Source organism: Flavobacterium sp. GW821-FHT12A05, assembly GCF_058807735.1.
Window position 1 is genome coordinate 463,738 of record NZ_JBXAQY010000005.1, and the last position, 20,168, is coordinate 483,905.

Sequence of the window (20,168 nt, forward strand, 5' to 3'; positions counted from 1 at the left end):
TTTTGGATTTAATCTTGTGTTAAGTTTTTTTTGCCACGAATTTCACAAATTAGTGCGAATTTAATTCGTGTTAATTTGTGAAATTGCTTCGCATGTTCGCTATCGCTCGGGTCGTGGCAAACAATTTTAATCCTTTTAATCGGTGTAATCTGTGGCCTATAAATTAGTCTGCAAAACCTACGAATACGTCGCCTTCAACAATTTTAATTGGGTAAGTTGCAATGCTATATTCTTCGCCGTTTAGGTTGGAGCCGTCTACTAACGAAAATGTTTTTTTATGCATTGGACAGGCAATTTTTGGGATATCATCTGAAGATCCGGTCATGCCTCTGGCGAGAACCATTTCCATTTTGTGCGGACAGGCATTTTGACAAGCGTACCATTCGTTGCGGCGTGCAAAATTAAAAATAGCAATTTGTTTGTTTTTGTATTTGATACAGCCTCCGCGATTGGTTGGAAAATCTTCAACTTTGCCTGCTTTGAACCAAATTACAGCATCGTTTGCATGAACTGTTTCGTATTGATTTAAGATTTCTTCCATTTTGATTGAGTTTTGATTTCCTGTTTCTTAGCCCTCTTTTTACAATCAAGAGAGATTTGATGGCGCAGTAAAAAAGAGGGTAAGAAGGACAGCAAACGTTTGTGATTTTTCTTTTTTTTTGGAGCTTTATATGTTTTGCCACAAAGACGCAAAGGCGCTAAGTTTTTTTTAAAGTTTTTATGATTTGACTTCGTGACTTTGCGTCTTTATGGCAAGATATTTTTTTTAAGTCCACGCTTTTGGCATTTTTTGATCTCTAAGCGGAACAAAAACGACATTGTCATCTTTCTCTTCAGAGTTTACAAAATGATTGAAACGTTTTAATAATCTTGGTTTTTCGAGTACTTGTTTCCATTCGCATTCGAAGGTATTTACTAAAGTCTGCATTTCGGCTTCGAGTGTTTCACAGATCCCTAAACTATCTTCGATTATAACTTCTTTTAAATATTCTAAACCTCCTTCTAGTTTTTCTAACCAGGTTGATGTTCTAATAAGCGGACCAGCTGTACGGATGTAATACATTAAGAATCTGTCCATGTATTTAATAACCGTTTCTTTGTCGATTTTTTCAGCTAATAAAACGGCATGTTTTGGATTTGCTCCGCCATTTCCGGCTATGTACAAATTCCAACCGCCTTCCACAGCGATTAATCCGAAATCTTTTCCTCGGGCTTCTGCGCATTCGCGGATGCAGGCTGAGACTCCGCCTTTTAATTTATGTGGAGAACGAATCCCTTTATATCTGTTTTCGAGTTCAATGGCAAATCCGGCGCTGTCGTCCATTCCGTAGCGGCACCAGGCATTTCCAACACAACTTTTAACGGCACGAAGGGATTTTCCGTAGGCATGACCGCTTTCAAAACCATTATCGATTAAGATTTTCCAGATTTTTGGCAAGTCACTTAAATGGGCTCCGAATAAATCAACTCTTTGTGCTCCCGTAATTTTGGTATATAAATCAAATTGTTTGGCAACTTCTCCAATAACGATTAATTTTTCGGCAGTAATTTCGCCTCCGGCAACTCTTGGTACAACAGAATAGGTTCCGTTTCGCTGAATGTTAGCCAGAAATCTATCGTTGGTATCTTGAGTTGTAACATGTTTATTTGCCGTATCGTTGTAAATACTGGAGAAAATAGAAGCCACAACGGGTTTACAAATTTCGCAGCCGTCTCCTTTTCCGTGATGATCCAGAACATCATAAAAATTCTCGTATTTATTGATTTTTACTAAATCGAATAATTCCTGACGGTTATAGCTGAAATGCTCGCAGATCACTTCTTTTACTTCTTTTCCTAATGATTTTTGAGTCGCTTTTACTAAATCAGAAACCATTGGTTTACAGCCTCCGCATCCAGAAGTGGCTTTGGTGTGTTTTACCACATCAGAAAAACTGGAACAAGTTTCGTCCAGAAGAGAGCAACAAATAGCACCTTTGGTTACATTTTCGCAAGAACAAATTACAGCGCTTTCTGGCAAGTCCATTACGCTTCCTAAACTTGAACCTTCAGAACCATCGCGAGAACCTAAAATTAAATCTTCTGGATTTTTAGGCAGGGGCATTGCGTTGCTGTAGATCTGAAAAAGCGAATTGTAATCGCTCGAGTCTCCAACCAAAATACCGCCTAATAGGGTTTTAGAATCTTTGGTTACATTTATTCTTTTGTAAATGCCACTCAATTTATTTTCATAAATGATAGCGGTTACATTTTCGTTTTCAATAAAAGGATCACCAAAACTTGCCACTTCAACACCGATTAATTTCAATTGTGTCGACATATCGATGGTTTCTCTCATGGTTTTATCGCCATTTAAGATTTGCTCAGCGGCTACATCGGCCATTTCATAACCTGGCGCAACGAGTCCGTAAATGTTTTGGTTGTAAAGTGCGGCTTCGCCAATAGCAAAAATAGAAGGATCTGATGTCTGCATTTGATTGTTTACCACGATACCGCCTCTTAGACCAACTTCAAGTCCTGAAACTCGAGCCAGTTCGTCACGAGGTTTAATTCCGGCAGATATCACCAGCATGTCTACTTTTAGCAATTCGTCATTAGCAAACATCATTCCTGTTATACTTTCGTTTCCGTCAATATATTGGGTTGCTTTGTTAAGATGAATGCCAATATTAAGCTCTTCTATTTTAGATTGCAGCATATCGCTTGCGCCTTTGTCTAATTGTCTTGGCATTAATCGAGGAGCAAATTCCACTACATGCGGATTCAATCCTAAATCTCTAACCGCTTTTGCTGCTTCAAGGCCTAATAACCCGCCACCCAGAACGGCAGCTTCGGTTGCGCCTTTTATTTTTATCTTTTTAGCGTAGGCCATAATGGCGTCCAGATCTTCTATTGTTCTGTAAACAAAAACGCCTTCTTTTTCTACTCCGTCAATTGGAGGAACAAAAGCAGAAGAACCTGTTGCTAAAACTAAGTAGTCGTACGTGTGTGTGTGTTCTAAATGGGTATGTATGGTTTTGTCTTTACGGTTAATATCTGTAATTAATTCAGATGTATTTAGAGTAATGTTGTTTTCTGCGTACCATTCGGTTGTTGATAATGATAAATCATCTGCAGATTTTCCTCCAAAGTATTCGCTCAAATGTACTCTGTCGTAAGCGCGTCTTGGTTCTTCACCAAAAACCGTAATCTGATACTTTTCCTGTCCTGATTTTGCAATGAACTTTTCGCAAAATTTATAACCAACCATGCCGTTTCCAACTACTATTACTCTAATCATGATTTCTTTAATTAAGTATTACTACGCAAATATAAGTATTTATACTTATAAAAATACTTAATATGTAAATTTTTAGATAAGATAATGTTTTTACTAATTACGTATTTTAACTTAATCTTTTACGTAGTGCGGGTTTTGAGCGTAATCTAATAGTGCTGATTGTTTTAAATTTGAAAAGATTCTAAATAAGAAATTCAAATAAATGTTGTAAATTCATAAGAATTTTACCTGTAATTTTGCTAAAAGATTATACTTCAAATAAATTATTATGAAAAATATACTCTCCCTATTGCTTCTGCTTACTTTAATAGTTGGCTGTAAATCTACAGCAGGCAAAACTTCTGATACACAAACCACTTCTGAATATGGATCTCAGGAAGATGAGTTGAAGTACTTTTTTACATCGACCGGAAATGAGCCGTTTTGGGGCTTAAAGATGGGAAATGATAATTTTGTTTTTACTTCGCTGATACCAGGAAAAGAAAAACTTATTTTTCCGGCAGTTGAAGCCATAAGAGCTATGGATGCCAATGTAAAAATGTACAAACTAAGTAACGAAACATCTACTGCAACGGTCACTATCCAGCAGGTTGATTGCCAGGATTCAATGTCGGGAGTTATTTCTCCTTATAAAGTTTCTGTAGAAATTAAAAACAATGCTGAGCTGGAAGTTAAAAAGCTAAGTGGATGTGGTAAATATAATACTGATTACCGCTTGCACGATATTTGGGTTCTGGAAGAACTAAATGGTTTTAAGGTTTTTGTAACTGATTTTCAGAGAGAATTCCCTAGAATCGAAATCAATTCATCAGAGAATAGATTTATGGGTTACGGTGGCTGTAATTCTATCAGCGGCTCTATTTTTTATGAAAAAGGTTTACTGCGTTTTTCTAAAGTAATTTCGACTTTAATGGCCTGTGCACCTGGAAATAAAGAAGGAGAATTTACTAAAGCACTCCAGAGCACCACAACTTATTCTATAGAAAATAACAGACTAACATTGTCGAATCCGTCCGGTAAGCTTTTAGTTTTTAAGAAAGTGGATTAAAATGTTTACTTCAAAAAATGTCTTATTATAGTTTTAAAATAACTTTCTTTCTAATCAGTTTGGATTGACAATGTCTTTCAAAAAAGGTTAATTCACAAAAGGCTTCGAAATTAATCGAAGCCTTTTTTATGTTAATTATTCTAATAATTCTTTAGGATCTTCATCATCACCTTCAATAAAATCCAGTTCTAAAGCTCTCACGGTTTGAACCGCATTTCCGGCAATACCACGAATTGAACCGTACATTCCCAGCGTATTGTGAACTACTTTTTCAATTTGTTTTTCTCTTTGTTTCCAAATTCTCTGCATGGCTCTTTTTTCAGAATCCAAATCGTTTTGCATTTGGGTAAAACCTTCTACAATACCTTCAATTTGTAAACGAAATTCGTTGCTGGTTAAGAAATCGTACAACATCGACATTTTATCGCCTTTGTTTTCCTGCGCCTGAACCGCCTGACTTACCTGAATTAAAGACTGACGTAAAACGGCACTTAAGCCCTTAAACTCTTCGTAAGTACAAATCCAGATTCCGTCGCGCATGCCCATACGTTCCATTCCGGCCGGCATTACTTCGGTAACTAAAACACCAATATTGGCTCTTTTAGTTCTAATATCATTTTTAAACTTCTCGATCCACGTAGGCTGAAAAGCTTTTGTTCTTTTACTTTCGTAATAAATAGAACCGCAGTTTTGCAATTCGCGTGTATTTACAATTTGAAGACAATCAGCGCCATTTGCTCCTTTTTTGATTTCATCAATGCTGTCAAGCGGAAAATTATTTGCCAGCCATTCTTCAATCGCTAATTCCATTACTTCGCCTTGCAATTGCATAGAACCTTGTTCCTGTTTGCGTTTCATTTCTTCAATCAGCTTTTTCTGATCGTCAGATTGCTTTTGGTATTCTTTTATTTTCAGCTCGTTTTTTTCTTCTTCCTGTTTGCGGATTTTATCGCGTTCCAAAACCAAAGTAGCATTTAACTGCTTTTGTGCCTCGGCTTCAATTGCTTCTTTCATTTCCAGTTTTTCACGTTGGAGTTTTGCAATTTCGCCCTGCATTTTATTTAATTCCCTGATTTTATCTGATTTCTCAGAAAGCTCTTTTTCCATTAAAAGCAAACGATCTTTGTTTTCTTCTTCGAGTTTCGTTTTTAGCTTTTCAGTAATTTCTTTTTCAGCTGTCTTTTTTTCGCGCTCTAAACGTTCAGCAAAAAGTTCGTTTTCCTGCTTTTTTTTGGCCTCAAATTCGGTTTTGGCTTTTTCGAGCTGTTCGTTTTTAAGTTCTAATTCTTTATTTTGGATCGTAGCTTTTTGTTGAAATTCTTTACGGATACTATCTTCCAATTGATGTTTTAAAACATCATTGACATCGATAGGAGTTCCGCAGTTTGGACACTGAATTGAAGATTGTTCAGCCATTTTTATTGATTTTATTTTTGTAGCATTATAATTTGCTAAGGTATTTAAAAGTTCTCTTTTTATAATGTGGATTTCTGTAATAAATTGTAACGTTTTTTTGTTATTGCCTTTGTGACAATAAAAACTCAACAGCAGATTGCGTGATTTCAGAATCGTCTGCTTTTGAGGTGATAATAGAAACATCGGTAAAAAGATTTACTTTTTTGAGTTCCATAAAACCAATCTCAGAATCCTGATTGTTTTTGGCAATATTTGAAGGCACGATTGAAATTCCCAGTCCGTTTTTGACTAATTGTACAATTGAGTTAATATTATTCGCTTCGTGAATAATCTTCGGCGTAAAGCCATAAAAAGCACAAAGTTCTAATAAAACTTCGTGATAATGCGGTGCATAATCTTTATTGAAGAATATAAAAGTTTCGTCTTTTAGGTTTAGAATTTCTTTTTCGGATTTTAATTGGATACTATTTTTATTGTAAACTAACGAAAATCCATCCTGAAACCATAAATGTGATTTTATTTTAGGAGATTTTATTGGAGAACGAATAATTCCCATTTCGATTTTTCCTTGTTCTAAAGCGTTGATTTGCTTTGTAGTTGAAACCTCAAATAATTTGAAGTTTACATAAGGAAATTGTACTTTTAGATGTTTAATTAATTCTGAAATTACGGCTGAATAAATGGAGCTGATATAAGCAATTCTGAATTCGCCGGAAACATTCTCGCCAATCTTTTTTGTTTTGACGGCAACGCGTTCCAGATTCTGAAAAAGTGCTGTAACTTCTTTCTCGAAATATTTTCCAGCTTCGGTAAGTTCTACTTTTTTATTGTTCCGAATAAATAGTTTCGCTTGTATTTCTTCTTCCAATTCAATAATCTGACGGCTTAATGGCGGCTGCGAGATAAAAAGTTTTTCTGAAGCTCTGGTAAAGTTTAGTTCTTCGGCGACAGCCAAAAAATATTTTAAGTGACGTAATTCCATAATACTTATAAGGTATTGTTTAATGATAAAAATAGTATTTTTAAAGTATTTATGAAAGGAATAGTTTTGAAAAAGAAAAAAACAAATCTCTCGCAGATCTTGCAGATGGAGCAGATTATGAGTTTAGATAAAATCATCTTAATCACAATATTCCAATCAATAATAGCAAAAAAGATTCGCTCAATTTGTTCAATCTGTGAGAGATTAAAAAGCAAGAAGTATGAAAAAATCAACTATTGAAGAAATTAAAGAACGGTTTGATAATGATGTCGAAAGATTTTCAAATTTAGAAACGGGACAATTATCTACAATTGACGCAAAAGTTTCTTTAGAATTAATTACCGAAGCCTCAAAACGAATTGTGCCTAATGCGACTCATGTTTTAGATATAGGCTGTGGTGCCGGAAATTATACTTTAATGATGTTATCTAAATTGCCCAATTTAAACTGTACTTTGGTCGATTTGAGTCGGCCAATGTTAGATAAGGCTTTAGAAAGAGTTTCGGCAGCAACAAACGGAAAAGTAGAAATAAAAGAAGGGGATATTCGTGAAGTTGATTTAGAAGAAAATACTTTTGATATTATTTTGGCTGGAGCAGTTTTGCATCATTTACGCGACGATCAGGATTGGGAAACTACTTTTACAAAATTGTTTAAATTATTGAAACCGGGCGGCTGTTTTATGGTTTCGGATTTGATTACGCAGGATACTGATTTATTGAATGAATATACGTGGCAGCGATACGGTGAATATTTAGAAGGAATTGGCGGTGTTGCATATCGCCAAAATGTATTCGATTATATCGCCAAAGAAGATACACCAAGATCAATGAATTATCAATTGGATTTAATGAAAAAAGTGGGTTTTAAAAGCGTAGAAATTTTGCATAAAAATATGTGTTTCGGAGCTTTTGGCGGGATTAAATAAGTTTTTTAATAGCCACGAATTCACGAATTAATCTAAATTAAATACTTTGCGTATAGATTGGAAAGAATAAAATTCGTGAATTCGCGGCAAAAAAACTTAGATAATATCTACAACAATTTTTCCAATTGCAGACCCGTCACTTACTGCTTTATGGGCTTCCATAGCATTATCCAGAGTGAATTTTCTTGGATCAATAATTGGTTTTAATTTTCCTTCTTCAATTAGTTTTGTTGTTTCTTTTAAGATATCTCCGTGATGTTTACGATTTTCGTTTCCAATCATAGGACGTAAAACGAAAACACCGTGAATACTTGCAGAACGAAGAGAACTTGTTGCTAATGTATGAGTTCCAAAAGCATAACAGCTGCTGATTTGCCCGTAATGACGAATCGCTTTAAATGAGTCATCTAGAGACTGGCCTCCAAGGGTATCGTAAATAACATCAAAACCTTTTCCGTCTGTGTATTGATTAACGTAATCTTCAACGGGTGTGCTTTTATCAATTGGGGTTGCTCCAAAAGCTTTTACAAAATCTGCTTTTTGCTCAGAAACGGTTGCGAAAACTTCGGCACCAAAAATTTTAGCGAGCTGTACTACCATGTGGCCAACGCCGCCGGCTCCTGCATGAACCAAAACTTTGTCGCCTTTTTGTACTCTGGCTCTGTCAATCAAACCTTCCCAAGCGGTAAGCAAAACCAGCGGAATACCAGCTGCTTCTTTCATACTTAGATTTTTTGGTTTTATGGCCAGTAAATCAGCATCAACGGATGTATATTGGGCTAAAGTTCCCTGAAGTCCCAGAACGCCTCCGGCAAGTCCGTAGACTTCATCTCCAACTTTAAAATCGGTAACGCCTTCGCCAACTGCTTCGATTACTCCGGCAAGATCTGTTCCTAAAACAGCAGGCAATACTGGAGATGCATAGGGCGAAAGTCCAAGTCTGATTTTGTTATCGATTGGGTTTACGCCGCTTGCGTGTATTTTTACCAAAACTTCTCCTTTTTTTGGAGCTGGTTTTTCGATTTCGGTGCTTACAAATTCAGATTCGTAAGTATTAGTTAAAAGTGCTTTCATTGTTTTAATTATAGTATTTGAACTGTTTTGTAAACCTGAATTGGTGAGGCAACTAAACTTTCGCTTTTAGTAATAAATTCTAGTAAGTAGGGCTGGTTGTTATGTATGTCAAGACCTGGCTGATCTTTCCATTCTTCCCAAATAATAAAAACATTTTCACTATGATGAAGATCATAACGAATGCAGGCTGCTTCTTTTCTGGTTTCAGTAACCAGGTGATTTAACATGCTTTGAACTTGTTCTATATTTTCGGGTTTGCTTTTGAAAATTGCGGTAATCGATATCATGATTATAAGGTTTTAAAAGTTTCTTCTAAATGTTTGGTGTAATTTTCTTTGAAGATGACAATGTTTTCTGCAGTTGCACCTTTTTCAACGTCGTGGAAATGGAAACCGTCTAATTTTTCCATACCTACAAATTTATTCATTTTATGGAAACCAAACATAACTCCATCATCTACAGATGTTTCTTCGAAGAATTCTCCCGGAAGTGTAAAGGCAGTTGCGGGTGCATTCCAGCTTGTAGTAAGCATATATTTGCGTCCGTGCAGCATTCCACCGGTTCCGTAATTGATGTCAGGATTTACACGGCTTCTTCCGTCGCTTTTGTAAATTCCTTTTTGGTGCCCGGCAGTAAAAACGTCGTCAATGTATTTTTTGAAAAGATTTGGTAATTGAAACCACCAAACTGGTGTATGATAGACAACAACATCTGCCCAAACAAATTTTTCTACTTCTTGATCTAAGTCAAAATCTTGTTTGATATCGGTTGTTTTAATTTCGTAATTTTTACTTTTTAAGTATTCGATTGTCCAATTGGTAACGGTTTCATTGAATTTTCCGCCTGAATGCGCAAAATTTTGACTTCCGTTGATGATGAATATTTTCTTCATTTTACTTTTTGTTCTGATGAATCTGGGCTGCGTGAGGGATAGGAGCGATATCCTTTTTCTTTTTTCTTTAAAAAGGAAAAGATTTAGCGGATAGCCCGGTTCGCCGCGGCGAAACACGCCCAAATTGTTATTATTTAATTTTTGAGATTTTTTATTATTTCAATTTTGAAATCGCCTGATTAATGAACTCTAATTCAGAAGCTGATAAATCGAAATCCATTGTTTTTGCATTAGAAATAGCTTGTTCTGCGTTTCTTGCTCCGGCTAAAACAATGGTGATTCCTTTTTGTAAAGTCGTCCAGCGTAAAACTAATTGTGAAATTGACATGTGTTTTGTGTTGGCCAATGAGCTTAATTCTTCGACTAAAGTTTTTACTTTTTGAAGATCAAACTGACCGAAATAACCGTTTCTGTGATCGTTTTCTTTTAGTTTACCGTTGGTGAAATATTTTCCGGTTAATAACCCTCGTTCCATTGGGCTGTAAGCAATGATTCCTATGTTTTCCTGAATAGTAAGCGGTACTAAATCGGTTTGAATTGCCTGATTCAGCATACTAAACGGAACTTGGTTTGATGCTAATTGTATTGTTTTTTGCGCTTCTTTAATTTGGTCAGCATCGTAATTACTCACTCCAGCTGCTCTGATTTTTCCTTGTTGAATAAGGGTTTCTAAAGCTTCCATAGTTTCCTGAATTGGAGTAGTGGAGTCTGGCCAGTGAATTTGTAATAAGTCGATATAATCTGTTTGAAGACGTTTTAAGCTTTCTTCTACTTCTTTTATTATGTTGTTTTTTGAAGCGTATTTATAAATTGGTAATTTTTTTCCGTTGTCATCGGCATCAAAAAAGAAATCACCTTTTCCGTTATTGCTTCCGTCCCAAACTAAACCAAATTTGGTTAGTAATTGGACTTTTGAACGATCTTGAGATTTTAAAGCTTCACCAATCATTTCTTCACTTAAACCAAATCCGTAAAAAGGAGCGGTGTCTATTGTAGTTACGCCGTGTTCGATAGAAGCGTGAATAGAGTCGATTGAATCTTTCTTTTCGTTTCCGCCCCACATGTTACCGCCAATAGCAAATGCACCGTAAGTTATAGTTGATAATTCAAGTTCTGAGTTGCCTAATTTTCTATATTCCATGATGTTAAAATTGATGTCTTAAAATTTTTTGACAAAATTATACCATTTTTTTAAGTGTTAAATTGTATATATTTGTCTTTTTTAGGTATATTTGCATCCTGATTTAATTTTTGCAGATTATGAAAAAAGAAAATTTATACGAACCGTTTACAGTGTCTTTCGAAACATTGGATGAATATCCGGATGTTGGAGATCGTCATAATTTTTTTGAATTGGTTTATATTTTAAGCGGAACAGGAACGCAGTGCATCAACAAAAACATTTTTGAGTATGATGCTGGACACATGTTTTTATTGACGCCTGAGGATTGTCATAATTTTACAATTGAGACAAAAACGAAGTTTTTCTTTTTGAGGTTTAATGATATTTATTTGAAAAATTCGAGTCTGCAAAACGAGAACATTCAGCGTTTAGAATATATTCTGCAAAATGCCAATCATCAGCCGGGATGTATTTTAAAGAATGATGCCGATAAATGTTTGGTAAAAGTAATGGTTGAAGCTATTTGTCGTGAACATCAGGATAAAGATGTTTATAATAAAGAGTTAATTCAGCAATTGGTTAATACCTTGATTATTATTGTGGCAAGAAACATTGCGAAGTATTTACCGGAACAGGTAAATGTAGGTTCTGAAGCTAAGGCGATGGATATTTTACAATATATTCAGACGAATATTTACTATCCGGAGAAGATTAAAGCAGAATCTATTAGTGATTATTTCGGGATTTCGAATACCTACTTAGGGCGCTATTTTAAAAAGCATGCCAGCGAAACAATGCAGCAATATATCAGCAATTATAAAACAAAGCTGATTGAACATCGTTTACAATTTAGCGATAAGCGTATTAACGAAATTGCGTATGAATTTGGTTTTACAGATGAAAGCCACTTTAATAAATTCTTTAAAAAACAGAGAGGGAATAGTCCTTCGGAGTTTAGAAAAACGATTCGTATTAGTGCGTAAACACGAATTACACTAATTTGCATTAATTTTTTTAACCACAGATTTCATGGATTAAAAGGATTTTAATTTGTGTTAATTCGTGCAATTTGTGTGTTAAATAATCTTCTTGATTACACGCAGTTTATGTGTGTGTTTATTTATTTCAGGATTGTAAATTCCTGAATGGTCTAAACGGTCTATACGTACTTTTCCGCTTGCATGAATGATGTAATTATTTTCCATTATAATGCCTACGTGTGTAATGTTTCCTTCGTCATTATCGAAAAAGGCTAAATCTCCGGCTTCACTTTCTTCTATAAAACTTAATGGTTCGCCGTCAAGTGCCTGCTGTGATGCATCACGATGAATTTTATATCCGTTTAGTTTGTAAACCATCTGTGTAAAACCAGAACAATCAATTCCAAAAGGTGTTTTGCCTCCCCATAAATAGGGTGCGTTTAAATACATAAAAGCAGTGCTTATAAGTGCGCTTTTTGGTTTTATGCCGCTAGTTTTTGTTCCTTCAAAATCAAAATTTGCAGTATTGATTTCGCTGTTGTTTAGAAAAGTTAAAGAAGCTCCAAGCGGAATTGGCAACAATAAATTGTCCGGAGCTGTGATATAATCAATTAAGTCAGCATTTAAAATAATGGCTTCTTTGCTTAATAAATTATAATTTGCCTCAGAAATTACCTGATATTGTTTAGAATCGACCCATCCTTCATAATCGTCAAACTGAATTTTTATTCGGGCCCATTGATTATGGCGTTCTAAAATTTCGACGTGTTCGCCAAACAAAAGTTGTGTAACGATTTCACTTCTGTCACTAGGTTCAGATCGAACGGGTACTATGGCAAGATTACAAATTCCGAACATTTAGGTAATGTATTAGTTGAAAATTAGGAGTTATAACGATTCATAACTCCTAATTATAATTTTAATTATGCTCTTTCGATAACAATTGCAGATGCTCCACCGCCGCCGTTGCAAATAGCTGCTGCTCCGGTTTTGGCATTGTTTTGCTCTAACACGTTTAGTAAGGTTACAATAATACGTGCTCCAGAACAACCTAGAGGATGTCCTAATGAAACCGCACCACCGTTTACGTTCACTTTATCGTTATCAAGATTTAAGATTTTTGAATTGGCAAGACCAACAACAGAGAATGCTTCGTTGAATTCGAAATAATCAACATCTCCAATTGCGATTCCTGCTTTATTTAATGCTTTTGGTAATGCTTTTGCAGGGCTTGTAGTGAACCATTTTGGTTCCTGAGCCGCGTCTGCATAACCTTTTATGTAGGCTAGGGGTTTTAAACCTAATTCGTTTGCTTTCTCTTCAGACATTAAAACTAATGCTGCAGCACCATCATTGATTGTAGAGGCATTTGCAGCGGTAACAGTTCCGTCTTTTGTAAAAACAGCGCCTAAAGTAGGGATTTTGTCTAGTTTTACATTTGTATATTCTTCGTCTTTTGAGAATATAACAGGTTCACCGCGTCTTTGTGGTACTTCAACAGGAACAACTTCATTGTCAAATTTTCCGGCGTCCCAGGCCTTTGCGCTTCTTTCATAAGACTGAATCGCGAAATTGTCCTGTTCCTCACGGCTGATGTTGTATTCAGCTGCACATAAATCAGCGCAAACTCCCATTGCGTTGTTGTCGTAAGCATCTGTCAAACCATCTTTTTGCATTCCGTCAAGCATTGTTGCCGGACCAAATTTGTTTCCGTTGCGCATTTGCACATAATGTGGAATCAAGCTCATACTTTCCATTCCGCCTGCAACTACGATTTCAGCATCTCCACAAGCGATTGCCTGGGCGCCAAACATTACAGCTTTCATTCCAGAGGCACAGACTTTGTTTACTGTTGTGGCAGCAACTTTTTCTGATAATCCTGCAAAAAGCGCAGCCTGACGAGCCGGAGCTTGTCCAACGCCTGCCTGGATTACGTTCCCCATGAAAACTTCATCAACTAATTTTGGGTCAAGGTTAATTTTAGAAAGGGCTCCTTTTATGGCAGCAGCGCCTAATTTTGGTGCGGGTACGGTAGATAACCCTCCCATGAAACTTCCGATAGGTGTTCTAACGGCAGAAACAATCACAACTCTTTTGTTCATTTTCTGTTAATATTAGTTATCTAGCAAATTTACTCTTTATTTGAATAAATTCAAATTTTGTCTCAAATACGATGATTTTAAATTTAAGATGAAATTTTTGTTAATTCTATTTGTTTGATTGTGAAGTGGTTTTGAAAAAAGATTAAAAAAACTTAAAAAAAAGCTTGAAAATACTTGTGAGATATGGAATGTTGTCTTACATTTGCAACCGCAAAACAGAACACGTTTCTTGAGCTTGGAGAGGTGCCAGAGCGGTAATGGAGCAGATTGCTAATCTGTCGACGGGTAACCGTCGCCAGGGTTCGAGTCCCTGTCTCTCCGCTTAAATTTTGCCTTCGGGGTGTAGCGTAGCCCGGTTATCGCGCCTGCTTTGGGAGCAGGAGGCCGCAGGTTCGAATCCTGCCACCCCGACTTTTTAAAAGTTTTGTGAAAACTTATTTTGGTTCCATAGCTCAGCTGGATAGAGCAACGCACTTCTAATGCGTAGGTCGAAGGTTCGAATCCTTCTGGGATCACAACAAAAGCCACTCAATTTGAGTGGCTTTTTTGTTTTTACTCCTTTTTTTTTATTTTTAGAAGTGCTGTTAAATTATTTATCTTCTTATTAATTTTAAATCAGATCTTGATAGAAAGTTATATTGCGTACATTAACGGGATCCCATCCTCCGTTTGAAATGCGATGCAGTTCAATATAATAAACTCCTTCTTCAAGATAAATATCACCCAATTCTTTTATTTGGTAGTTATTAAAATTATTGTTGATTGTGGTAAATGGATAAATAATACTTAAACTATCCTTTATCATCAATTGGAATTTTCCTGAATAACCAGCCAGCTCGCTTTTCCAGTGATAAATACCTGTTTTGTTTATTTTTACTCTCCAGGCTGCATAAGCTTGTCCGTTTGTCCATCCTCCTATATTGTAATTTGGGGCATTTTCTATATTGATGCCGCTTCCGTGTAGTATGGCATTTTTTGCAGGGAGCACAAGAGTTTTGTCTGCATTTTGATTGATGATAGGTGTTGTGTCAACTGGGAGGTGAATTGAAATTTGACGTACATTAACAGGATCCCATCCTCCGTTTGAAATACGATGCAGTTCGATTTCATAAACGCCAACAGGTAAATTGATGGTTCCTATAGATAAGGTTTGGTAGTTCGTAAAACCGCTTGTTGTAATAGTAAACGGATAAGGACCTTGATCTGTTTCATTTACTTTAATTATAAACTGCCCAGAGTAGCCGGATACAACTGCATCAAGAATGAAGTTTCCGGATTGAATAACTTCAACGTGCCAGGTTGCGAACTTACTGTCGTCAGTCCAGCCTCCTAAGTTGTAAAGAGGTCCGTTTTCGATGCTTAATCCTGTTGCGATAGCATCGACAGCATTTAAATTAAGTGTGCTGTCTTTAAATTGTTTTACAAAAGGTATGAGGATATCTACAATTACTGACATCTCTAAAACAATAGTGGTGCTAATACTATCTATAGGGTTGGCAGGTACCGGAATAATGTATCCTGATCCTTTGTCGTTAGGGCTTATGTTTAATGCCGTTTTGGTAATATCGGCTAGAAAATAGCCTTTAACGATGCTTCCGTCAAGAAGGTCGGGAACGACTAAATTTCCATCAATAGGCCAGTTATCTGTAAAAACATGTAGGTATAGGTATTGTGTTCCGTCTACGATTTTTCGGGTAGCGCGCCCCCAAGGTAATTGTTTGGTGTAGGGACTGGGTTGAACTTTTTCTATAGCTATTTTGTTTATAGCCATCCAAACGGCAAATCCTTCCAGTCTGTTTATGGCTTGAGGAGGGAATGTTCCGTCAGCTTCAGGGCCAACATTGAGCAGAAAATTACCTCCTTTACTAATAATATCGATTAATTTTTGAAGTAAATCTGTTTCGGTTTTCCAGCGTGGGTCGTAAGCGTCATATCCCCAATTGTCATTCATGGTCATGCAGGTTTCCCAATCTGTTCCATTTCCGTTTGGAGGCATACTTGGAATATTTTGTTCTGGGGTAAAATAATCTCCGGTTAAATCATCTTCCATTCGGTTATTGAATATTAAGCGATCAGATCCGGGTATGTTTTTAATAGCTTTCATCATTCGGTAGCGGAATTCAGGTGTGCTTCCGCCTCCCATATCCCACCAAATTAGGTCAATGCCATAATCATTAATCATGGTATGGATATGGGGAATTACGATAGTATTAGTATATTTTGATTGATCTTCGTAAGAAGCTTCGTGACTTGGAGTTGTGTTTTGAGGAATCCATCCCATTCCTCCGGGATTCATCCAATCTAAACATTGCGAATAGTAAAACCCAATTTTTAAGCCTGCTGCATGAGCTGCTTCTACTAAATCTTTCAAAATATCGGCTGAAATATTCGTATCGTCTTCAATATTGTATCCTATATGATTTGTGTGCATCAATGCAAAGCCTTCATGATGTTTGGCGGTGATGACAATGTATTTCATGCCGGCATCTTTTGCCATTTTTACCCAATCGAAAGCATTGAAGTTTTGTGCTGTAAAATTTTGCTGCCAGCGCGTTTTGTATTCTGCTCTTGGTATTTGAGCAGCAAACATAATCCATTCGGCGTATTGACCGCGTTGATAAGGTTCGCCGGTAGAAGGATCGATTTTAATTGTCCCATCCGGATTAATCCATTCAGGGCGATAGGCTGAATAGTAATCCTGCATCCAATGATCAGGATTAACGTAAGTTCCTGACTTCATCAAAGTAGGACCTGTATAATGTCCGGCTAACCCTGAATAGGCGCCCCAATGAAGAAATAAGCCAAAACCAGCTTCACGCCACCAGGCCATCCGCTGATCTTTGTGTAATTTTGTTTCTTCGGTTGCAACATAAAGGTTAGTGCTTAACTTCGTAAAAAGATTCTGATTGTCATCTCTGCCTCTTACGGAGAAGTAATAAATATCAAAAGCATTCAGATTATCTATTATTATCGAATTGGCAGTTACATTTTGATGAAAAACCCCTTCTTTAAATATATCGTATGATGTTATACCTGGAAGCGGATCCCATGATAAAGTAAGAGAGTTCGTTTGTATGTTGGTTGCCTTTAATTCTTTAGGATTGTTATTGTAAAAAGGATTGATGTCAATTTCGGTATCACTAAAAGTTAGTTCGTCAATATAAACAATATCGCCAATGGCACGATTATCTGTAAAATCAGGTTGAATGCCAAAAGCAGAAATATCTTTTACTTTGTTTGTTAGTAAATCAAAAACGACTACTCCCCATTCATTTACTTTATCTAATGGACTTTGAGGTAAGAATTCAGTCGAAATATTTAATCTGATCTGAGAATTTGGATTATTTCGATAATATTTCATGTATAAATATTTGTACTCAGAAAGCGGTTGATTTAGTGTACAGAAAAATCCAGCCCATTTAGCAGTATTGCCAATCCGTTCAAATTTCAGGACCTTATTGCTTTGGTTTGATCCTGTTTTGTCTGGATTATTCACTACTGTAATTTGCATATCGCCGGCTGGGTTGATATTTATTTTATTTGTAAAGTTAATTTGTCCGTTTTCGAAATTATCAAGTAAAAGTGGTTCTCTAGTGATCGGACGCGGATAATAATCTGGTTTAAAGTTTAGTTTGCCTAATGCTGTCTGGATTTCTGGTGCAGACATAAAATACTCCCAAAGTAATCCCGAGCGATAATTTTCGATCATACAAATAATAGGTCCTTGATCAATAGCTAAATAGCTGCCATCGACCCAATTCGCAGTTTCGTTAAAAGAATCTATAAATCCTGCTTTTTCATTCCAGATTTTTGTTCCTAGCTTTTCGTAAAAATATCTCAACGCTGCCAATGATTCTTTTGGAGTATAGGGCATTGATGAGATGGCTGCTGTTGGGGCAATTACACCTTTATCATTTCCGGGCGAATGTGCGCTGTAACTCGTGTTTCCGTCAGAAGCAGTCAATCCCCAGGCTTTATTTTCTCCGTACCCAGTATATTCTAATGGATTTTGTTCGCAATAGGCTCTATTTATGAGTGTGTGAGCCACGTTTTGTTGAAAATAATTTACATCATTATGTGTATCTCTTAAATTTTTCGGGTTAAAACCCAAAAAGGAATAATGGGCAAAAAATAAAGGGCCTCCTTTGGCGTTTCCATTGCCAATTGGAAGTGTTATATTGTAAAATCTTTGATTTTTAGTTTTATAAGTACCGCCAGATGACCAGCCGCTTTGCCATAAACTTGGATTTATAGCATGAGTGGGTGAGGCGATAGCTAATAGATAGGTAATCATGCACTCGTTCCAGCCAACAACTTGCAATTTTAGGGTATTTTGTAATTCATTATCACAATGCCAATACAGCTTATCTGATCCAAATGTAAAATAATTCCAGTCGACATTGTTCCAAAGTATATTGATTTTAGCAACTAGACTTTGTTCGGTTAAGATTGGCTGATTAAAATACTGGCGCGCCGTAATTAAACCTTGTATCATATAAGAGGTTTCTACAAGATCGCCTCCATTATCGTCAGTGCTAAACGGAATTGTTTCGCCGGTATTTGCGTTAATCCAATGGGCAAAAGCGCCTTTATAATTAGTTGCTGAATTAGTTAAAAAATCAACAATTTTCTCAATCCGCTGACGTCCTTCGTCTCTGGTGATAAAGCTTCTTTCTATGCCGACTAAAATTGCCATCACTCCAAATCCTGATCCGCCTGAGGTAACGGTGTTTCCTGCTGTTCCGGAAACAGGTATACGCTCATACGCCATTCCTGAACTAGAGGCATAATCCCAAAAGTATTTAAAGGTGTATTGTTGTATTTTGTTAAGCAACTCCTCATCGGTAAGTATGTCTGATGGTAAATTAGATTTTCTCATAAGATTAGTTAGTTTAATGTGTTAATAATATCTGTAAGGTTTATTGGGAACCTAATTGTTTTAAATCAAAACCAAAGTATATATGGGGAATGGGCTCTTAGAAGTAAGATGGCGGGTAGAATTTTTAAAACGATTCACTAAATAATTGGATTATTTATTTGTAAATCAAATAGTTAAAAATTGTATAGTACGAATGTATTAATTATTGCAGAATATCACAACAGATAAAGTAGTATTTTACTTAGTTTTCACCAGATACATACAAAAGGGTATACATATATAGGAGTAAAATTATACTATAATATATAAGAGTAGATTTCATTCCCACAACCCGACAGGTTTTTAAAAACTGTCGGGTTTGTTTTTGTTATACATATATATAAGTAGAAAGCCTCGATTGTCAGGCTGAGCGAAGTCGAAGCCCTTTTGATTTTGGAATTTGAAATTAAGCGTGAACAGTTTTTGGAATTTGGAATTTTCATTATTGGAATTTTAAGGAGCAATTTCCCGCTATCCGCTGCAATCTTTTATTTTGAACCCCAAAATAAAAGGATTTCCACTACTATCGGGGCTATGATATGCGTTTCCAAAAGAAAATACAGGGAAGAAAGCAGGTTTCCAGAAGAAAAGACGGCTTGAAAAAGAAACTCTGCGCCTCTGCGTCTTTGCGAGATTCGAAAAACATGAGCAGAAAACCAAGCTTTGTGTCTTAGTGTCTTCGGGGCAAAATAAAGCAGAGCAGGGCAAAACCACACAAAAACAAAGATAACCCCAAAACAAACCAAAAAACTTTGCCTTGTAAAAAACGCATAACCAGCGACTTATAAAAAAGATTAAAAAAACTCGCTAAAAGGGCTTGTAAATGTAAATAAAGGTGGTACTTTTGCACCCGCAACAACGACAAACGTTCCCTGAAACACTGACAAGCAGACGAGATTAAGACGAAAAGAAATTTTCAAAAAAAGATTGTGAAAAGCTTGTGAGAATGGAAAACGGATGTTACATTTGCACCCCGCAAAACACGGAAAGTTCCTTGAGAGATTGGCAAGAAAAAATAGAAAAATGAGACGAAAAAAAAGTTTCAAAAATTTTTAAATTTTTCTTGCGAGAAACAAAAGAAATTTTTAGTTTTGCACCCGCTTTGAAACACAAGCGAAAACAAAAAGAAATACACGTTCGTAGACATATTGAATTGACAGCCGTTCCGATGCAAATCGGAACAAATAATAAAGAGTAATAGAATCGTTAGATTCGGAAAAAGACCACTAGAATAAAGCATCGCAATATAATATAAAAAATATACGATGAAGAGTTTGATCCTGGCTCAGGATGAACGCTAGCGGCAGGCTTAACACATGCAAGTCGAGGGGTATATGTCTTCGGATATAGAGACCGGCGCACGGGTGCGTAACGCGTATGCAATCTGCCTTTCACAGAGGGATAGCCCAGAGAAATTTGGATTAA

General features: G+C 36.3%; 14 protein-coding genes, 3 tRNA genes and 1 rRNA gene. 7 read left to right on the forward strand and 11 right to left on the reverse strand.

Annotated elements, in window-relative coordinates; genetic code table 11:
• Nucleotides 1-163 precede the first annotated feature (163 nt).
• Both nirD and nirB read right to left on the reverse strand, forming a co-directional pair.
• Nucleotides 164-541 carry a nitrite reductase small subunit NirD gene (gene nirD, locus AC1RRQ_RS14305; RefSeq protein WP_493023714.1) on the reverse strand — a complete coding sequence of 126 codons (378 nt, stop codon included), beginning with the start codon at nucleotides 539-541 and terminating at the stop codon, nucleotides 164-166.
• A gap of 225 nt (nucleotides 542-766) precedes the next feature.
• Complete coding sequence (nirB, locus tag AC1RRQ_RS14310) at nucleotides 767-3,280, reverse strand: nitrite reductase large subunit NirB (protein ID WP_493023715.1); 2,514 nt, start codon at nucleotides 3,278-3,280, stop codon at nucleotides 767-769.
• Between the two features lie 268 nt (nucleotides 3,281-3,548).
• On the opposite strand from nirB, the gene AC1RRQ_RS14315 reads away from it, so the two are divergent.
• Nucleotides 3,549-4,328, forward strand: coding sequence for an META domain-containing protein (locus AC1RRQ_RS14315; RefSeq protein ID WP_493023716.1), 780 nt, complete (start codon nucleotides 3,549-3,551; stop codon nucleotides 4,326-4,328).
• Nucleotides 4,329-4,463: 135 nt separating this feature from the next.
• Here the strand turns inward: AC1RRQ_RS14315 and AC1RRQ_RS14320 are convergent, their stop codons facing one another.
• On the reverse strand, nucleotides 4,464-5,744 hold the full coding sequence (locus tag AC1RRQ_RS14320; protein WP_493023717.1) for a DUF2130 domain-containing protein: 1,281 nt from the start codon (nucleotides 5,742-5,744) through the stop codon (nucleotides 4,464-4,466).
• A gap of 100 nt (nucleotides 5,745-5,844) precedes the next feature.
• On the reverse strand, nucleotides 5,845-6,726 hold the full coding sequence (locus tag AC1RRQ_RS14325) for a LysR family transcriptional regulator (protein WP_493023718.1): 882 nt from the start codon (nucleotides 6,724-6,726) through the stop codon (nucleotides 5,845-5,847).
• A 220-nt stretch (nucleotides 6,727-6,946) separates the two neighbouring features.
• On the opposite strand from AC1RRQ_RS14325, the gene AC1RRQ_RS14330 reads away from it, so the two are divergent.
• Nucleotides 6,947-7,654, forward strand: a complete 708-nt coding sequence (locus AC1RRQ_RS14330) for a class I SAM-dependent methyltransferase (RefSeq protein ID WP_493023719.1) — start codon at nucleotides 6,947-6,949, stop codon at nucleotides 7,652-7,654.
• Nucleotides 7,655-7,750: 96 nt separating this feature from the next.
• Here AC1RRQ_RS14330 and AC1RRQ_RS14335 read toward each other — a convergent pair whose 3' ends face one another.
• From AC1RRQ_RS14335 to AC1RRQ_RS14350, 4 genes are all read right to left on the reverse strand, one after another.
• On the reverse strand, nucleotides 7,751-8,728 hold the full coding sequence (locus tag AC1RRQ_RS14335) for a zinc-dependent alcohol dehydrogenase family protein (protein WP_493023720.1): 978 nt from the start codon (nucleotides 8,726-8,728) through the stop codon (nucleotides 7,751-7,753).
• A gap of 8 nt (nucleotides 8,729-8,736) precedes the next feature.
• Nucleotides 8,737-9,015: a putative quinol monooxygenase gene (locus AC1RRQ_RS14340; RefSeq protein WP_493023721.1), complete on the reverse strand. Its 279-nt coding sequence runs from the start codon at nucleotides 9,013-9,015 to the stop codon at nucleotides 8,737-8,739.
• 2 nt (nucleotides 9,016-9,017) lie between these two features.
• Entirely contained in the window at nucleotides 9,018-9,620 is a 603-nt protein-coding gene (locus AC1RRQ_RS14345) for an NAD(P)H-dependent oxidoreductase (protein WP_493023722.1), read from the reverse strand.
• A 154-nt stretch (nucleotides 9,621-9,774) separates the two neighbouring features.
• Nucleotides 9,775-10,761 (reverse strand): aldo/keto reductase, encoded by a 987-nt coding sequence (locus tag AC1RRQ_RS14350; RefSeq protein ID WP_493023723.1) that lies wholly within the window; start codon nucleotides 10,759-10,761, stop codon nucleotides 9,775-9,777.
• A gap of 119 nt (nucleotides 10,762-10,880) precedes the next feature.
• Between AC1RRQ_RS14350 and AC1RRQ_RS14355 the strand changes: the two genes are divergently transcribed.
• Complete coding sequence (locus AC1RRQ_RS14355; protein ID WP_493023724.1) at nucleotides 10,881-11,726, forward strand: AraC family transcriptional regulator; 846 nt, start codon at nucleotides 10,881-10,883, stop codon at nucleotides 11,724-11,726.
• 93 nt (nucleotides 11,727-11,819) lie between these two features.
• Here AC1RRQ_RS14355 and AC1RRQ_RS14360 read toward each other — a convergent pair whose 3' ends face one another.
• Together AC1RRQ_RS14360 and AC1RRQ_RS14365 are read right to left on the reverse strand one after the other, a co-directional pair.
• A complete protein-coding gene (locus tag AC1RRQ_RS14360) occupies nucleotides 11,820-12,581 on the reverse strand; it encodes a C40 family peptidase (protein WP_493023725.1) in 762 nt (253 codons plus the stop codon).
• Between the two features lie 65 nt (nucleotides 12,582-12,646).
• Nucleotides 12,647-13,825: an acetyl-CoA C-acyltransferase gene (locus tag AC1RRQ_RS14365; protein ID WP_493023726.1), complete on the reverse strand. Its 1,179-nt coding sequence runs from the start codon at nucleotides 13,823-13,825 to the stop codon at nucleotides 12,647-12,649.
• 237 nt (nucleotides 13,826-14,062) lie between these two features.
• Between AC1RRQ_RS14365 and AC1RRQ_RS14370 the strand changes: the two genes are divergently transcribed.
• The 3 genes from AC1RRQ_RS14370 to AC1RRQ_RS14380 all read left to right on the forward strand — a co-directional run bounded on the left by AC1RRQ_RS14370 (nucleotide 14,063) and on the right by AC1RRQ_RS14380 (nucleotide 14,340).
• Nucleotides 14,063-14,146 (forward strand) — tRNA-Ser (locus tag AC1RRQ_RS14370).
• 15 nt (nucleotides 14,147-14,161) lie between these two features.
• Nucleotides 14,162-14,236, forward strand: a tRNA-Pro gene (locus AC1RRQ_RS14375).
• Nucleotides 14,237-14,266: 30 nt separating this feature from the next.
• Nucleotides 14,267-14,340 (forward strand) — tRNA-Arg (locus AC1RRQ_RS14380).
• 95 nt (nucleotides 14,341-14,435) lie between these two features.
• Here AC1RRQ_RS14380 and AC1RRQ_RS14385 read toward each other — a convergent pair.
• Complete coding sequence (locus tag AC1RRQ_RS14385; RefSeq protein ID WP_493023727.1) at nucleotides 14,436-18,704, reverse strand: alpha-L-fucosidase; 4,269 nt, start codon at nucleotides 18,702-18,704, stop codon at nucleotides 14,436-14,438.
• 1,301 nt (nucleotides 18,705-20,005) lie between these two features.
• On the opposite strand from AC1RRQ_RS14385, the gene AC1RRQ_RS14390 reads away from it, so the two are divergent.
• Nucleotides 20,006-20,168 (forward strand): 16S ribosomal RNA (locus tag AC1RRQ_RS14390); the annotation flags it as partial.

Bases quoted from the DNA above. Each gene is read 5' to 3' on its own strand.
- nirD (WP_493023714.1), bottom strand. From the start codon at position 541: ATGGAAGAAATCTTAAATCAATACGAAACAGTTCATGCAAACGATGCT.
- nirB (WP_493023715.1), bottom strand. From the start codon at position 3,280: ATGATTAGAGTAATAGTAGTTGGAAACGGCATGGTTGGTTATAAATTT.
- AC1RRQ_RS14315 (WP_493023716.1), top strand. From the start codon at position 3,549: ATGAAAAATATACTCTCCCTATTGCTTCTGCTTACTTTAATAGTTGGC.
- AC1RRQ_RS14320 (WP_493023717.1), bottom strand. From the start codon at position 5,744: ATGGCTGAACAATCTTCAATTCAGTGTCCAAACTGCGGAACTCCTATC.
- AC1RRQ_RS14325 (WP_493023718.1), bottom strand. From the start codon at position 6,726: ATGGAATTACGTCACTTAAAATATTTTTTGGCTGTCGCCGAAGAACTA.
- AC1RRQ_RS14330 (WP_493023719.1), top strand. From the start codon at position 6,947: ATGAAAAAATCAACTATTGAAGAAATTAAAGAACGGTTTGATAATGAT.
- AC1RRQ_RS14335 (WP_493023720.1), bottom strand. From the start codon at position 8,728: ATGAAAGCACTTTTAACTAATACTTACGAATCTGAATTTGTAAGCACC.
- AC1RRQ_RS14340 (WP_493023721.1), bottom strand. From the start codon at position 9,015: ATGATATCGATTACCGCAATTTTCAAAAGCAAACCCGAAAATATAGAA.
- AC1RRQ_RS14345 (WP_493023722.1), bottom strand. From the start codon at position 9,620: ATGAAGAAAATATTCATCATCAACGGAAGTCAAAATTTTGCGCATTCA.
- AC1RRQ_RS14350 (WP_493023723.1), bottom strand. From the start codon at position 10,761: ATGGAATATAGAAAATTAGGCAACTCAGAACTTGAATTATCAACTATA.
- AC1RRQ_RS14355 (WP_493023724.1), top strand. From the start codon at position 10,881: ATGAAAAAAGAAAATTTATACGAACCGTTTACAGTGTCTTTCGAAACA.
- AC1RRQ_RS14360 (WP_493023725.1), bottom strand. From the start codon at position 12,581: ATGTTCGGAATTTGTAATCTTGCCATAGTACCCGTTCGATCTGAACCT.
- AC1RRQ_RS14365 (WP_493023726.1), bottom strand. From the start codon at position 13,825: ATGAACAAAAGAGTTGTGATTGTTTCTGCCGTTAGAACACCTATCGGA.
- AC1RRQ_RS14385 (WP_493023727.1), bottom strand. From the start codon at position 18,704: ATGAGAAAATCTAATTTACCATCAGACATACTTACCGATGAGGAGTTG.